Origin of the sequence: Streptomyces malaysiensis subsp. samsunensis (assembly GCF_024519315.1) — a bacterium.
GTDB lineage: Bacteria > Actinomycetota > Actinomycetes > Streptomycetales > Streptomycetaceae > Streptomyces > Streptomyces malaysiensis.
Map to the genome: position 1 here is coordinate 97,501 of NZ_JANIIC010000034.1, position 14,070 is coordinate 111,570.

The 14,070-nt window shown below is 72.6% G+C and carries 14 protein-coding genes; 11 read left to right on the plus strand and 3 right to left on the minus strand.

The features are described from left to right. The first annotated feature begins 7 nt into the window (after positions 1-7). The 7 genes from rplQ (at position 8) to NQU54_RS27070 (ending at position 5,657) form a co-directional block, all read left to right on the plus strand. Entirely contained in the window at positions 8-535 is a 528-nt protein-coding gene (gene rplQ, locus NQU54_RS27040) for a 50S ribosomal protein L17 (RefSeq protein ID WP_069865191.1), read from the plus strand. A gap of 86 nt (positions 536-621) precedes the next feature. After that, entirely contained in the window at positions 622-1,485 is an 864-nt protein-coding gene (gene truA, locus NQU54_RS27045; RefSeq protein ID WP_257633366.1) for a tRNA pseudouridine(38-40) synthase TruA, read from the plus strand. A 178-nt stretch (positions 1,486-1,663) separates the two neighbouring features. Then, complete coding sequence (locus tag NQU54_RS27050; RefSeq protein ID WP_167502745.1) at positions 1,664-2,542, plus strand: STAS domain-containing protein; 879 nt, start codon at positions 1,664-1,666, stop codon at positions 2,540-2,542. Beyond that, the gene (locus NQU54_RS27055) at positions 2,539-2,949 is read left to right on the plus strand and encodes an STAS domain-containing protein (protein ID WP_257633367.1); all 411 of its coding nucleotides are present in this window, start codon (positions 2,539-2,541) and stop codon (positions 2,947-2,949) included. The genes NQU54_RS27050 and NQU54_RS27055 overlap by 4 nt, the downstream gene beginning before the upstream one ends. Positions 2,950-2,986: 37 nt before the next feature. Next, on the plus strand, positions 2,987-3,412 hold the full coding sequence (locus NQU54_RS27060) for an anti-sigma regulatory factor (protein ID WP_167504491.1): 426 nt from the start codon (positions 2,987-2,989) through the stop codon (positions 3,410-3,412). Beyond that, entirely contained in the window at positions 3,409-4,428 is a 1,020-nt protein-coding gene (locus NQU54_RS27065) for a SpoIIE family protein phosphatase (RefSeq protein WP_257633368.1), read from the plus strand. The genes NQU54_RS27060 and NQU54_RS27065 overlap by 4 nt, the downstream gene beginning before the upstream one ends. Next, positions 4,425-5,657, plus strand: a complete 1,233-nt coding sequence (locus NQU54_RS27070) for a PP2C family protein-serine/threonine phosphatase (protein ID WP_257633369.1) — start codon at positions 4,425-4,427, stop codon at positions 5,655-5,657. The genes NQU54_RS27065 and NQU54_RS27070 overlap by 4 nt, the downstream gene beginning before the upstream one ends. Here the strand turns inward: NQU54_RS27070 and NQU54_RS27075 are convergent. Beyond that, complete coding sequence (locus NQU54_RS27075) at positions 5,651-6,187, minus strand: hypothetical protein (RefSeq protein WP_099014561.1); 537 nt, start codon at positions 6,185-6,187, stop codon at positions 5,651-5,653. The genes NQU54_RS27070 and NQU54_RS27075 overlap by 7 nt on opposite strands. A gap of 99 nt (positions 6,188-6,286) precedes the next feature. Further along, positions 6,287-8,383 (minus strand): glycosyltransferase family 4 protein, encoded by a 2,097-nt coding sequence (locus tag NQU54_RS27080; RefSeq protein WP_257633370.1) that lies wholly within the window; start codon positions 8,381-8,383, stop codon positions 6,287-6,289. A 306-nt stretch (positions 8,384-8,689) separates the two neighbouring features. On the opposite strand from NQU54_RS27080, the gene NQU54_RS27085 reads away from it, so the two are divergent. Beyond that, positions 8,690-9,466: a hypothetical protein gene (locus NQU54_RS27085; RefSeq protein WP_257633371.1), complete on the plus strand. Its 777-nt coding sequence runs from the start codon at positions 8,690-8,692 to the stop codon at positions 9,464-9,466. 92 nt (positions 9,467-9,558) lie between these two features. Here NQU54_RS27085 and NQU54_RS27090 read toward each other — a convergent pair whose 3' ends face one another. Then, entirely contained in the window at positions 9,559-10,419 is an 861-nt protein-coding gene (locus NQU54_RS27090) for a hypothetical protein (RefSeq protein ID WP_257633372.1), read from the minus strand. Positions 10,420-10,836: 417 nt separating this feature from the next. Here NQU54_RS27090 and rplM point away from each other — a divergent pair, with 417 nt between their 5' ends. From rplM to glmM, 3 genes are all read left to right on the plus strand, one after another. Beyond that, a complete protein-coding gene (rplM, locus tag NQU54_RS27095) occupies positions 10,837-11,280 on the plus strand; it encodes a 50S ribosomal protein L13 (RefSeq protein ID WP_069865174.1) in 444 nt (147 codons plus the stop codon). Positions 11,281-11,320: 40 nt separating this feature from the next. Beyond that, positions 11,321-11,848: a 30S ribosomal protein S9 gene (rpsI, locus tag NQU54_RS27100; protein ID WP_069865172.1), complete on the plus strand. Its 528-nt coding sequence runs from the start codon at positions 11,321-11,323 to the stop codon at positions 11,846-11,848. A 141-nt stretch (positions 11,849-11,989) separates the two neighbouring features. Next, entirely contained in the window at positions 11,990-13,348 is a 1,359-nt protein-coding gene (glmM, locus tag NQU54_RS27105) for a phosphoglucosamine mutase (RefSeq protein WP_093705773.1), read from the plus strand. Positions 13,349-14,070: the final 722 nt, after the last annotated feature.

Consider the following 14,070-nt stretch of genomic DNA (forward strand, 5'->3'; position numbering starts at 1 on the left):
GATAGACATGCCGAGGCCCACCAAGGGTGCCCGTCTGGGCGGCAGCGCTGCGCACGAGCGGCTTCTGCTGGCGAACCTCGCCACCGCGCTGTTCGAGCACGGCCGGATCACCACCACCGAGGCGAAGGCCCGCCGCCTGCGCCCGGTCGCGGAGAAGCTGGTCACCAAGGCGAAGAAGGGCGACCTTCACAACCGCCGTCTGGTGCTCCAGACCATCCGCGACAAGAGCGTTGTGCACACTCTCTTCACCGAGATCGGGCCACGCTACGAGAACCGCCCGGGTGGTTACACCCGCATCACCAAGATCGGTAACCGTCGTGGCGACAACGCCCCGATGGCGGTCATCGAGCTGGTCGAGGCGTTGACGGTGCAGCAGGAGGCCGTCGGCGAGGCGGAGGCGGCCACCAAGCGCACCGCCAAGGACGCCGCCGGTGACCAGGCCGTCGCGGACCTCAAGAAGGAGACCCCGGCTGCCGAGGCCGCCGAGGCTCCGGCCGAGGCCGAGGCTCCGGCCGAGGAGTCGAAGGACGCCTGAGGCGCCTTGACGGCTTTCGTTCACACGGACGGGCCCGCCCCCAGATCCTGGGAGCGGGCCCGTTCCGCATGGAGAGGAACGGTTGGGTGAGTGACGAGGCGGCGCCCGGTTTCGTGCGGGTCCGGCTGGATCTGGCCTACGACGGCCAGGAGTTCTCGGGCTGGGCCAAGCAGCGCGAGCGGCGCACCGTACAGGGCGAACTGGAGGGCGCGCTGCGGACGGTGACGCGCTCTTCGGAGACCTTCGAGCTGACCGTCGCGGGCCGCACCGACTCCGGGGTCCACGCCCGGGGCCAGGTGGCACATGTGGATCTGCCCGAGGAGCTGTGGGCCGAGCACCGGGACAAGCTGCTGCGGCGGCTGGCCGGACGGCTGCCCCATGACGTACGGGTCTGGAAGGTCGCCGAGGCCCCGCCCGGGTTCAACGCCCGCTTCTCCGCGATCTGGCGGCGCTACGCCTACCGGGTCACCGACCACCCCGGCGGGGTCGATCCGCTGCTGCGCGGCCATGTGCTGTGGCACGACTGGCCGCTGGACGTGGCCGCCATGAACGCGGCCTCCGAACGGCTCCTGGGCGAGCACGACTTCGCCGCGTACTGCAAGAAGCGCGACGGAGCCACCACCATCCGCACCCTCCAGCGGCTGGAGTGGGCGCGCGGGGCGGACGGTGTCATCACGGCGACGGTGCGGGCGGACGCCTTCTGCCACAACATGGTGCGCTCGCTGGTGGGCGCCCTGCTCTTCGTGGGCGACGGACACCGCCCCCCGGACTGGCCGGCCAAGGTGCTCGCCGCGGGAGTGCGCGACTCGGCCGTCCATGTGGTCCGGCCCCATGGCCTGACCCTGGAGGAGGTCGGCTATCCGGCCGACGGCCAACTCGCCGCCCGTAACCGGGAGTCCCGCAACAAGCGCTCCCTGCCGGGCGCGACGGCGATTTCCGGCTGCTGCTGAACCGGGCGGGTGTGGGGCCGCCGATCGCGGGGTACCCGCCACGCGCATCGTGTGCGGTAACGACTGGGCGACAGGAGTCAAGGCGGCACGGCGATCGGCATGATGCGGCTTCCGGGGCCCCCGGAAGATCGATAAAATTTGCCAACCGACAACGGTCGCCGACCGCGAAGGGATCCGCGTGAGTACCAGCGAGGCCGCTGTCCGAGAGCGCTTGACCAGGGCGCTCCAGGAACGCGGCGAGGAGATCGCCGATCGGTGGGTCGAGCTGCAAATGGAGCAGGCCCTGCTCGACACCGACATCGGCGAGGCCGAACTCCGCGAGGAGGCCGACGCGTTGTTCGAGGCGCTGGTCCCGGGCCTTCAGAGCGGGGTGCCGGTGGACCGTGTGGTGACCTCGACCCCGGGGCTGCACGAGGCCGTGGTCGGGCTTTCCATGCGCCGGGCTCGGGCCGGGGCCACGCCCACGGCGACCTCGCTCGCGGTGCTCGCGCTCAAGGAGGCGCTGCTCAAGGCGGTGCAGCGGGACACCCGGGACGCCGAGGAGCTGTTCGCCTCGGCCGTCTTCATGAACCGGCTGCTCGATGTGGCGGGGGCGCTGTCCTTCGAGACGTATGTGGAGGGCCGGGAGGAGATCATCCGCCGGCAGAGCCAGCAGCTGATGGAGCAGTCGACACCGGTGGTGCGGCTGTGGCGGCAGGTGCTGGCCGTGCCGCTGATCGGCACGCTGGACACCGCCAGGACCCAGGTGGTGATGGAGAATCTGCTCCAGGCCATCCAGGACCATGAGGCGCTGGTCGCGATCGTCGACATCACGGGTGTGCCGACGGTGGACACCGCCGTCGCCCAGCATCTGATGCAGACCGTCAACGCGGTGCGGCTGATGGGCGCGGACTGTGTGATCAGCGGGGTGCGCCCCTCGATCGCCCAGACCATCGCCCAGCTCGGCATCGATCTGTCCACCATCCTCACGCGGGGGACGCTGGCCGACGCGCTGGCCGCCGCGATCAAGCTGATCGACGGGCCCGGTCCCGACGGTGACGAAGGAGACGGTCGGTGACCGGTCATCGCTCGCCCGGTGTTCCCATTCTGCGACTGGGAGATGTCCTGGTCACCGGCCTGCTCAATGAGCTCGACGACCGGGCCGCCATCGCCTTCACCGAGGAGCTGACCGAGCGGATCTCGGCCGAGGGCGCCCGTGGGGTGCTCATCGACATCTCCCGGCTGGAGGTCATCGACTCCTTCGTGGCCTGGACGCTGATGGAGCTGACCACGGTGGCCCGGCTGCTGGGGGCCCGGGTGATCGTGGCCGGGATGCGACCGCCGGTGGCGATCACCCTGGTCGAGCTGGGGATCGAGCTCGTCGGTGTGGAGACCGCACTCAATCCGGAGCAGGGCTTGGCCGCGCTGGGGTGGCGTCAGGCCCCGCAGCCCCTGGAAGGGGCCCGACGTGGCACTGCCCGGTGAATCCATCCTCGCCTCCCGCGGGGCCAAGAGGCCCGCGCTGACGGAGGATCGGCGCCCGCCCGCGCCGGCCACCTATCCGGTGCGCACGGAGGAGGACCTGCTGTCGGTCCGCCACGCGGTGCGCGCGGCCACCGTCGAGGTGGGCTTCGGCCTGGTGGACCAGACCCGTGTGGTCACGGCCGCCAGCGAGCTCGCCCGTAACGCCTTCGTCCACGGGGGCGGTGGCACGGTGACCCTGGAGTATCCGCGCGATCCCCGTGGGCGGCGGGGGCTGCGGCTGATCGTCAAGGACGAGGGGCCGGGCATCGTGGATCTCGACGCGGCGCTCACCGATGGCTTCACCACCGGCGCGGGGCTGGGCCATGGACTGGGCGGCGCGCGGCGGCTGATGGACGAGTTCACCGTGCGCACCGGTCCGGGCGAGGGCACGGTGGTGGTCGTCACCCGCTGGCTGGCCTGGTGATCCATACGTTCACGGCGCCCACCGCACAGGTGCGCGTCGACCACCACAGCGCCGTGCACCTGGCCGCCGAGACGGCGCGTGAGGTGGCCCGGGAGTGCGAGCTGCCGGGGGCGCTGCCCGATCAGGCGGCGGTGATCGCCTCGGAGCTGGCGACCAACCTGGACAAGTACGCCAGCGACGGCACGCTCTACGTCCAGCCGCTGCCGCTGGGCCAGGGGGTGGAGATCCTCGCCGCCGACCGGGGCCCCGGGATGCGCGACCCCGAGCGCTGTCTGGCGGACGGCTACACCACCGCCGGAACGCTGGGCGTCGGGCTCGGCGCCGTCAAACGGATGGCGACCCACTTCACCATCCGCAGCACGGGCGGCGCCGACGCGGGCACCTGGGCCTGCGCCCGCCTCACCGCGCCGGGCGAGCAGCGGCCGGAGTGGCAGGCGGCGGGCGCCGTATGTCTGCCCGCCGAAGGGGAGGAGAGCTGTGGCGACGCCCGCGCGATCGTCGACACGGACGCCGCCCGCACCGCTGCCGTCCTCGACGGCCTCGGCCACGGCCGGCCCGCCGCCGAGGCGGCCCAGGCGGCGCTGCGGACCTTCCACGCCGACCCCGACCGGCCGCTGCCGGAGGTGCTCAACCGGATGAACCGGGCCCTGCGGCACACCCGGGGGGCCGCCGTGGGACTGCTGCGGCTGCGCCCCGATCACGCCGACTACTGCGGCATCGGCAACATCCGCGCCCTCGCCCTGACCCCCGACGGCGTCCAGCACCGGCTGACCGGGCAGCCCGGGATCGTCGGCTGGGGCATGCCCACCCCGCGCGTCCACGGCTTCCCGCTGCCCCAGGGCGCCACGGCGGTGCTGCACAGCGACGGGATCGACGCCCGCTGGGCACTCGACCCGCCCCCTTCCGTGCTCCGCCTTCCGCCGCCCCTGCTGTCCGCCGCACTCGCCCATGGCCATCGCCGCGTCCGCGACGACGCCACGGTCCTCGCGGCCAGGTCCCTTTTAAGGCTTCCATGACGACGAGGAACCTCACCTGCGCCACGACGGCCGGGCTCAGCCGGGCCGTTCGGGCGCTGGCACGGGAGCACGCCCTGGACCCGGCGGTCCGGGCGCGCCTCGTGCTGTCCGCGGCCGAGGCCGCCGGGGCGGCGCTGCGCGCCGGGCGGGAGACCGTCCTGGAGTGGGCGTACGACCCGGACGAGGGGCTGCTCACGGTGGTGCTGCGCACGCCGGGCGATACGGACCCATCGGCGGCGGACCTCCCGGTGGCCCCCGACGCGGTGACCGGGGAGGAGGTGGTCTGGCGCCTCCCGGCGGCTCCACCCGCGTCCACCGCGGTCGTGACCGCGGTGGACGCCACTGAAGAGGCGCCCGGCGACGAGGCCCTCGCCGCGGAGGAGCTGCGCGCCGTCGTGGCCGCCGCCGACGCGCTCACCGCCGAGCACCGCCGCCTCAACGACGAACTCGCGGAGACCAACAGCGGGGTGCTCGCGCTCTACGTCCAGCTCGACGAGCGGGACAAGCAGTTGCGCACCGCGCACGGCCAGACCCTGCGCGAGCTGGAGGACGCGCTGCGCCCGCCGCCCATCGAGGCCGACGGGCTCGAACTCGCCGTGCACTACGCGCCGGCCGGCACCGACGCGCCCACCGGCGGGGATCTGTACGACTGGTTCGTGCTGCCCGACGGCACCGTCCACATCACCATCGTGGACGCGCTGGGCCATGGGGTGACCAGTACGCGCAGCGCGCTCAACGTCACCCACGCGGTGCGCACCCTGGCCCTGGAGGGCCATCGCCTCCAGTCGATCGTGGCCCGCACCGACGAGATCCTGCGCCCCTTCGACCGGTCCGTGATGGCCACCGTGCAGCTCGCCCGCATCGATCCGGCCACCGGTGAGCTCTGGCTGGCCAACGGGAGCCATCCGCCCGCGCTGCTGCTGCGCCGCGACGGGGCGGCCCGGTATCTGGAGGCCCGGGGGCGCGGGATCGGCTTTCCGCTGCCCGGGAGCGAGACGCCGCTGACCGAGCGGCTGGCCCCCGGGGACCTCCTCCTGCTCTACACCGACGGTCTCACCGAGAGCCGCCGGGACCCGATCGAGGGTGAGAAGCGCCTGGTCGAGGCGGCGCACAAGCACCTTCAGAGCCCGATCGAGGAGGTCCCCGGCGCCATCGCGGAGGAGATGCACACGGTGATCCTGCATCCGGATGACACCCTCGCGCTGGCGGTGCGGCTCACCGGTCAGTGATCGGCGGCCGGGCCGAGGCGCTGCCGCGGGATGCGGCCCCGCTCGAGGTCCCGCTGACGGGGGACCGGGGGTGGGAGCGGGCGCTCGTCATGCGGCTGTGCGCGGACCAGTTGCTCGAACAGGGGCCGCGCCGCGACCAGCGCCTCCCGCATCCGCTCGGTGGCGGCCTCGGCTCCCTCACCGTGGTTCATCCGCGCCGCCATGGCGTGCAGCCGGCGGTAGCCCTCGATCTCCCGGGGGTGACGGACGGACAGCGCGTCCATCCGCTTCTCGTCGGACTCGGCCGGATAGCCGCGGTCGACGGCCAACGCGCCGAGCAGCCGGTCGGCTTCGCGCAGCGCCCATCCGGGGGAGTCGACGAACCGCTCCTGGAGGCCCGCCCACCGTGCCGCGTACTGCTCCCTGGCTTCCGAGGGCAGGCTCCGGACCGGCAGATCGCCCTTGCGGCCCTGCCGCACCGAGGGGGCGATCACCAGGCCGGCCATGGCGGCCAGGGCCGCCACCAGGATGATGAGCGTGACTGTTGACATCGTCATGCCTTCCGCAGAGATTTCCCTCGCTCGAGGCTGTTATCACCGAGTGTTACCGGTGATCTCCGCGGCAAACACCGCACCTATGACCCAAGTCCCTCAATTCCCCGTGGGGAGGGAGGTGATGGAGAGGTCATTGGTGCGGGTGAGCTGGGGCCGGACACCGTGGGTGACCGGGAAGAGGTCCGTTTTGTCGCGGTCCACGATGTCGCCGACGATCCGGCCGATCCGGATGGGGGTCTCGCTCCCGGTGGACTTATGGAGCGTCAGGGTCCAGACGGCGGCGCCCCGATCGCCGTCACGGGCTTGCTCGATCCGCTCGTACGGCACGGTGAAGCGGAACCGGCCGCCGTCGAGCGCCGTGACCCCGGTGAGGAACGGGCGGGCCGGGCCCCGGGACGGGGTGGCCACCGCGGCCGGGGCCGCGTCGGGTCCGAAGCGCGCCCCGTGCAGGGTGCCTTCGACCGCGAGCCCTTCGGCGTCCATGCGGATCACCCGGGCCTCGGCGTGGGCCGGGCGCCGCCAGGCGCGCAACGCGAGATAGCCGTCGACGGTGGGGTAGGGGATCCACCAGGTGAACGGGGAGCCGGGCAGCGGCTCCAGGCCCAGCAGCCCGCGCCCCTCGGCGAAGCGGCACCCCACCCGGCGGCGGACGCCGTCGGAGGGGCGGACCACATGCAGATCCCAGCGGCCCTCGGCGAGGTCGAGCGTGGCCCGGTCGAGCGTGGCCGTCCAGGGCGCGGACGGCCCGGCGTCGGCCGGGGGCAGCAGCGGAACGCGGAAGGGGGTCTCGTCGCTCCTCCGGCGGGTGACGGTCAGTTCGAGCTCGCCGTGCAGGTCGGTGGGTTCCAGCAGTACCGACAGATTGCCCTCGGCGGTGACCCGGCAGGACGCGACGGGCCGCAGCGGCCTGCGGATCAGCTGCTTGACCGCGCCCTTGAGGGTGGAGGCCAGCGGCGTCCCGGCCACCTTGCCCCACGACGGCGCTGCCGTACGGCGCCGGTGGGCCGGGGCCGCGGTGGAGCGGGCGGTGTGCAGCTCCTCGATGAGTCGCTCGTAGGCGGCGGCCACGCGCTCGGGTGCGTACCGCCGCGCCGAGATACGGGCCGCCTCGCCCATCGAGCGGCGCAGTTCGTCGTCCTCGATCAGGGTCAGCAGCCCCTTGGCGATCGCGTCGGAGTCGCCGACCGGCACCAGCAGACCGTCCCGGCCATCGGTGATGATCTCGCCCGGCCCGTGCGGGCAGTCGGTGGCGACCACCGGCAGCCCGCAGTGCATCGCCTCCACGATCGTCATGCCGAAGGACTCCTCACGGGAGGTGACGGCGGCGATCGCGCCCTTGGCCCACTCGGTCTCGATGGGGGAGTGGGCGCCCATGAGCGTGATGTGCCCGGACAGCCCGAGCTCGTCGATCTGGCGGCGCAGCGCGGGGAGTTGGGGGCCGCGGCCGTAGATGCGCAACCGCCAGTCGGGGTGTTTGGCGGCGACCGTCTCCCAGGCGGCCACCAGCAGGTCGTAGCGCTTGACGGGGATCAGCCGGCCCGCGGCCACGACCAGTTTGGCGCGGCCGTCGGAGGGCTCGATCCCGGTGGCGGGCACGCCATTGGGCAGGGCGGTCAGCCGGGTGGTGACACCGGGGAGATGGGCCCGGTGGGTCGCCGCGTCGGCCTCGGAGACGGAGGTGTACGCGTCGAGGTGGGGGATGGCGGCGTCGCAGGCGGCGCGGATCTCGGCGCGGTGGGTGCCGTGGAGGCGGTGCTCCTGGCCGATCCGCAGAAAGCGGCCGGTGCGGCCGAGCGCGGCGAGATAGATGACCAGGCCGGGGCGGGTGGCGATGACGACATCGGCGTCGGTGTGGTCCAGGTGGTCGGCCACGCGCTCATCGGTGAGGGCGTTGAAGTTGGTGGTACCCCTGGCCTCGGCGGCGGGGATATGGGTGCTGGGCCGCGTCAGCAGCGGATGACCGAGGTCGGTGGCCCCGCGCCCGGCGGGCCCGGAGTCCTCGCGGGGGCGCAGGTCGATCAGGGGTCTGAGCCGCACGGCGGGGTGGAGGGGGAGGTTCGGGGCGTCGATGGTGCGGATCAGGGAGACGATCTCCACGGTGTGGTGAGCGGCGAGCGCCCCGGCCACATTGAAGGTCGACCGGATGGTGCCGCCGATGCCATAGGCGTTGTGGAGCAGGAAAGAAATCTTCACGGTGATGTACGCGCGGCGGCGCTGAACTGCCGCGACGTGCCCTCCCCTCCGAAGCCGTGCTGTGTTCTGGCTCCGAACCATGCTGCATTGGGCCGATATGGGGCCGGTGTGATGCCGGTATGGAGTCAGTAAGGACCGATCGGTCGGTAAGACTGGTCAGGGCCCCGAAGGTTGCTTATGCGTGTGGTGATATGGGATCCACCACATTTGGGAAAGGGATTACAACCCTCCCGGTGTTCTGGGAGTCTGCGGGGTGTCCGTGCGGTGGCCGTACGGGCCCGATATCGACCAGGGGTGGACAGAGGAATGAACGAGTCCGGTGCGAAACGGGCCGTGGGCGCGGCCGTCGCGGTGGTGGCGGCGCTGGGGCTGATGACCGGATGCGGCAGCGACTCCGGCGACGGCAAGGCCGATGGCGCCAAGCAGTCCGGCGGCGCCGAGCAGGGCGACAAGGCCGCCGCGAGCACCGCCCCGGCCGGGAAGCCGCTGTCCGAATCCGCCCTGGCGAAGGCCGCCCTGACCAACGGTGAGGTCAAGGGGCTCGAGGTCCAGAAGATGACGGACAAGGAGGTCGCCGAGGGCGGTTCCGCCAAGTCCCGGAAGGCCCAATGCCAGCCGCTGGCCGCGCTGATGGGCACCCGGTACGACCCGGCGCCCAAGGCCAGCGTCCACCGCGCCTACGCCACCGACCTCACCAAGGCGCGGGTCGGCGGCACCGGCCTGATCCGGATCTCCTCCTACGGACCGGGCGACGCCGAGCGGACGGTGAAGGACCTGCGCGAGGCCGTGACCGCCTGCCAGGGTGGATTCCCGGCCGAGGACGGCTCGGGCGAGAAGGCGGACGTCAAGAAGGTGACATCGCTGGACGCGCCCAAGGCCGGGGACGAGGCGGTGGCCTTCAGCCTGCATGACGCGGGCAAGGAGAAGGCCGTCATCAAGTTCACGGTCGTGCGGACCGGGGCGCAGGTGACGGTCTTCTTCGGGGTGAACATCGCGGACCCCACGAAGTCCGAGATCCCGGCCGAGCTGGTGTCCGCGCAGGTGGCGAAGGTGGAGAAGGCGACGCGGGGCGCCGCCTCGTAGCGGAACGCGGGAGCCGCATCATAGCGGAACGGGCGGGGAGGCCCTGGCGGCCTCTGCCCGGCGGCCTCTGCCCGGCGGCCCCGCCCGGCGGCTCAGCCTCCGTTGGTGGCGGCCGCCTCCGCCGACGCCTGGGCGCTGCCGCGGGCCAGGATGCGGCGGAAGGTGTAGTCGGCCACATCGCGGCCGGCCTGGAGGGCGGCGGTGTCCGACGCCGTGACGGCCTTGCCCGACGCATAGCCGGAGATCGTGAAGTAGGCGTACCGCCCGATCGCGTTCGCCGAGCTCTGGCAGGCCGTACGGCGGCAGAAGGCCGGGATGTCCCCGCCCGCGAGCGAGGCGATATTGGGCTTGTACTGGTCCTTGGCCTTCTCGGCCGCCGCCTTGCCGTCGAAGACGGCGACGCCGACCGTCACCGCGACGCCGTCCCGGGAGAACGTGGCCCGGAGCAGCTTGCGGCACCCGTTGTTCACCAGGACCGAGCCGAGCGCCCCCTGGGTGGCGGCGGCACAGCTGGTCGTCGAGGCGGTCGCCGCCTTGGCGTACGAGCGGTCGTCCTTCGCGGCGCTCTTCTCGGGGAAGAGTGTGGCCGGGCTCAGCGGCGCCTTGTCCCGCTGGGCGCTGGAGATGATGTCCAGCGGCTTCGGCGGCGCGGGCGGCGCCACATCGGAGAACGTGGGCTCGGGCGCCGCCGACTCGCTGGGGAGGTCCTGGGGTGTGGGCAGCCCGCCGGACGAGTCGCCGCCGCCGTTGTCCTTGTGGCCGCTGCTGATCACGGCGGTGGCGACGATCGCGGCGACGGCGGCGGTGGCCAGCGCCCCGCCGCCGATGAAGAGCAGCTTGCGGCGGCGGTTGCGCGCGGCGGACTGGTCGGCGAGCGCCGCCCAGTCCGGTGTCGACGGCTGGGGCGGCTGAGGCCCCCCGGGCCCGTAAGGCCCCCCTTGCCCATAGCTCATGGCGCGCATCTTAGACCGGCCGGGTGACGCTTTGGACCCACCGGCGGGACGCCGCGCACCGGGCACGGCCCGCGACCGGTCGGCGTCGGGAACCCCGTCCGCGGGGCGCGGGCGTTTTGACCCGGACCGCGCTCGGACGCGGTCGACGGACCCATCCGTGAGCGCGGGGGCGTTTTGACCCGCGTGGGGGCGGGCCGGTACTCTGCCAGTTCGTTATGCGTATTGGCTTGCTCGTTCTCACGTGAGAGGCCGTTACGCCGGTCCACCGGGCCGATGACCAGCGGCAGGCACTCGGATGCGTCACCGATGTGCGGCCAGGGCTGTCGTGATCGTCCGGGTGGCCTTGTCCGGACCTGTCCTCCCGGTCCTCGCGGACCCGGGGAGACTCCACTCACTGAAGAAGCGAAGGCTACGACCGTGCGTACGTACAGCCCCAAGCCCGGCGACGTCCAGCGTCAGTGGCACGTCATCGACGCCACCGACGTGGTTCTGGGCCGTCTGGCCTCTCAGGCCGCCACCCTTTTGCGGGGCAAGCACAAGCCGGTGTACGCACCTCATGTCGACGCTGGTGACTTCGTCATCATCATCAACGCCGACAAGGTGCACCTCTCCGGTAACAAGCGGACCCAGAAGATGGCGTACCGCCACTCCGGCTACCCGGGTGGCCTGCGCTCCATCCGCTACGACGAGCTGCTGGCGAAGAGCCCGGAGAAGGCCGTCGAGAAGGCCATCAAGGGCATGCTTCCCAAGAACACCCTGGGCCGTCAGATGCTCTCGAAGCTGAAGGTGTACTCGGGCGACCAGCACCCGCACGCCGCTCAGCAGCCGGTCCCGTTCGAGATCACCCAGGTCGCGCAGTAGTCCGGCCACCCCTTACGACGAAGAGAATCTGAGGAGCATCGTGGCCGAGACCACCGCCGAGACCCCTGTCGAGACCCCCGCCGAGGTTCCCCTCGACGTCGAGGAGTACACCACCGAGAGCGTCGAGACGGTCGAGTCGGAGTACACCTCCGAGTCGCTCGCCTCCCGCTTCGGTGACCCGCAGCCGGCCGCCGGCACCGGGCGCCGCAAGAACGCCGTGGCGCGCGTCCGCATCGTGCCGGGCAGCGGGCAGTGGAAGATCAATGGGCGTACGCTCGAGGAGTACTTCCCCAACAAGGTTCACCAGCAGGAAGTCAACGAGCCCTTCAAGGTGCTCGAGCTGGACGACCGCTACGACGTCATCGCCCGCATCTCGGGTGGCGGCGTCTCCGGTCAGGCCGGGGCGCTGCGCCTGGGCATCGCCCGCGCGCTGAACGAGGCGGACGTGGACAACAACCGCGGCCCCCTCAAGAAGGCCGGCTTCCTGACCCGTGACGACCGCGCCACCGAGCGTAAGAAGGCCGGTCTGAAGAAGGCCCGCAAGGCGCCGCAGTACAGCAAGCGCTGACGCCCATCGCGGCACCGCTGCTTCACCCGAACGCCCCGGCGGCACCACCTGTGCCTCCGGGGCGTTCGGCTATCGCCACCGGGGGGGCGTATATCTACAAGCAAACTTCAGCCCCCCAGCTCGTAACTTCGGAGGACACCAGTGGGACGACTCTTCGGTACGGATGGTGTGCGCGGCGTCGCGAACGCCGATCTGACGGCTGAGATGGCGCTTGGCCTGTCGGTAGCGGCGGCGCATGTGCTCGCCGAGGCGGGAACCTTCGAGGGCCATCGACCGGTGGCGGTGGTCGGGCGGGATCCGCGAGCGTCCGGGGAGTTCCTGGAAGCGGCCGTGGTGGCGGGGCTGGCCAGCGCCGGGGTGGATGTGCTCCGGGTCGGCGTGCTGCCCACGCCGGCCGTCGCGCATCTGACCGGGGCGCTGGACGCGGACCTCGGGGTGATGCTCTCCGCGAGCCACAACCCGATGCCCGACAACGGGATCAAGTTCTTCGCCCGCGGCGGCCACAAGCTGGCCGACGAGCTCGAGGACCGCATCGAGACCACGTACCGCGCCCACGCCTCCGGTGAGCCCTGGGACCGGCCGACCGGCACCGGGGTGGGCCGGGTCCGGGAGTACGACGAGGGCTTCGACACCTATGTGTCCCACCTGGTCGGTGCCCTCCCCAACCGGCTCGACGGCCTCAAGATCGTCATCGACGGGGCGCACGGCGCCGCCGCCCGGGTCTCCCCGGAGGCGTTCGCGCGGGCCGGGGCCGAGGTCGTGACGATCGGCACCGACCCGGACGGGGTCAACATCAACGACGGCTACGGCTCCACCCACCTCGCCCGGCTCCAGGCCGCCGTCGTGGAGCACCGGGCGGACCTCGGCGTCGCCCACGACGGGGACGCCGACCGCTGTCTCGCGGTGGACGCGACCGGCCGCGAGGTCGACGGCGACCAGATCCTCGCCGTCCTGGCCCTGGCCATGCGCGAGGCGGGCGAACTGCGCAAGGGCACCGTGGTCGGCACCGTGATGTCCAACCTCGGCTTCAAGCTGGCCATGCGGCGGGAGGGCGTCGACCTGGTCCAGACGGCGGTCGGGGACCGCTACGTCCTGGAGGAGATGAAGACCCGCGGCTACGCACTGGGCGGCGAGCAGTCCGGGCATGTGATCGTCCTCGACCACGCCACCACCGGTGACGGCACGCTCACCGGTCTGCTGCTGGCCGCCCGCGTGGCCGCGACCGGCCGCACCCTGGCCGACCTCGCGGCCGTCATGGAGCGCATGCCGCAGGTGCTGATCAACGTCCCCGACGTGGACAAGTCCCGCGTCGCCTCCAGCGCCGACCTGGCCGCGGCCGTCGCCGAGGCGGAGCGCGAGCTGGGCGAGACCGGCCGCGTCCTGCTCCGCCCCTCGGGCACCGAGCCGCTGGTCCGGGTCATGGTCGAGGCCGCCGACATCGAGCAGGCCCGCTCGGTCGCCGGCCGCCTGGCGGACGCGGTGAAGTCGGCCCTGGGCTGACGCTCCGCTCGGCCGATGGTGGTTCGCGGCGCCGTCGTGGCCGATCCGTCGACCGCCCGCGGCGCCATCGCGGCCGACCGCACCCACCCGGCGGAACCGCACAAGGACGCAGCCCCCGCGCCCCGTCAGTGCGCCCGCCCTTCGAACCGGGGCGGACTTCCGCGGATCTGCTCAGCGGGCGGGGCGGGGTTGCCGTGATGTGGGTGGTGGGTCGACGGTCCGGCTTGGCGGCCGTCATGTGGGTTCTGGGGCAGCGGTCCGGGCGGGGTTGGGTCGTCACGTGGGTCGTGGGCCGGCGGTCTGGTTGGGGCCGCTGTCGTGTGGGTCTTGGGCTGGCGGTCCGGGCTTGGCGGCCGTCATGTGGGTCCTGACCTGGTGGCCTTGGTGGGGCCGACCGTTCACGTGGGCTCTGGGCCAGCAGGTGGGGTTGGGGCTGCCGCCGTCCCACTCGGTGGAGCCCGGGGTCGGCCGCCTCGCGCGGCCGGTGTCACCCCACGTCGGCCGGGTCAGGCCCCTGCGGCGGCCGGCCGGCCTCCCCGGCGCTTGAGGAGCGGGGTCCGGGGCGGCGCCCCGGCGGGGGGCCGGGGGCGGAGCCCCCGGTTTCGGGAAGGGGCGGGGGGGGGGGGACCCCCCCCCCCCCCCCCCACACCCTCTTCGCCCCCCGCGTCAACGTCCCCCCCCCCCCCCACCCCCCCCGAATCAGCAGCAACTGCCCGGGCCAG

What these genes read in the sequence shown, in the direction of transcription:
- NQU54_RS27075 (WP_099014561.1), bottom strand. Translation starts at nt 6,187, where the DNA reads ATGTCAACAGTCACGCTCATCATCCTGGTGGCGGCCCTGGCCGCCATG.
- NQU54_RS27090 (WP_257633372.1), bottom strand. Translation starts at nt 10,419, where the DNA reads ATGAGCTATGGGCAAGGGGGGCCTTACGGGCCCGGGGGGCCTCAGCCG.
- rplQ (WP_069865191.1), top strand. Translation starts at nt 8, where the DNA reads ATGCCGAGGCCCACCAAGGGTGCCCGTCTGGGCGGCAGCGCTGCGCAC.
- NQU54_RS27085 (WP_257633371.1), top strand. Translation starts at nt 8,690, where the DNA reads ATGAACGAGTCCGGTGCGAAACGGGCCGTGGGCGCGGCCGTCGCGGTG.
- NQU54_RS27070 (WP_257633369.1), top strand. Translation starts at nt 4,425, where the DNA reads ATGACGACGAGGAACCTCACCTGCGCCACGACGGCCGGGCTCAGCCGG.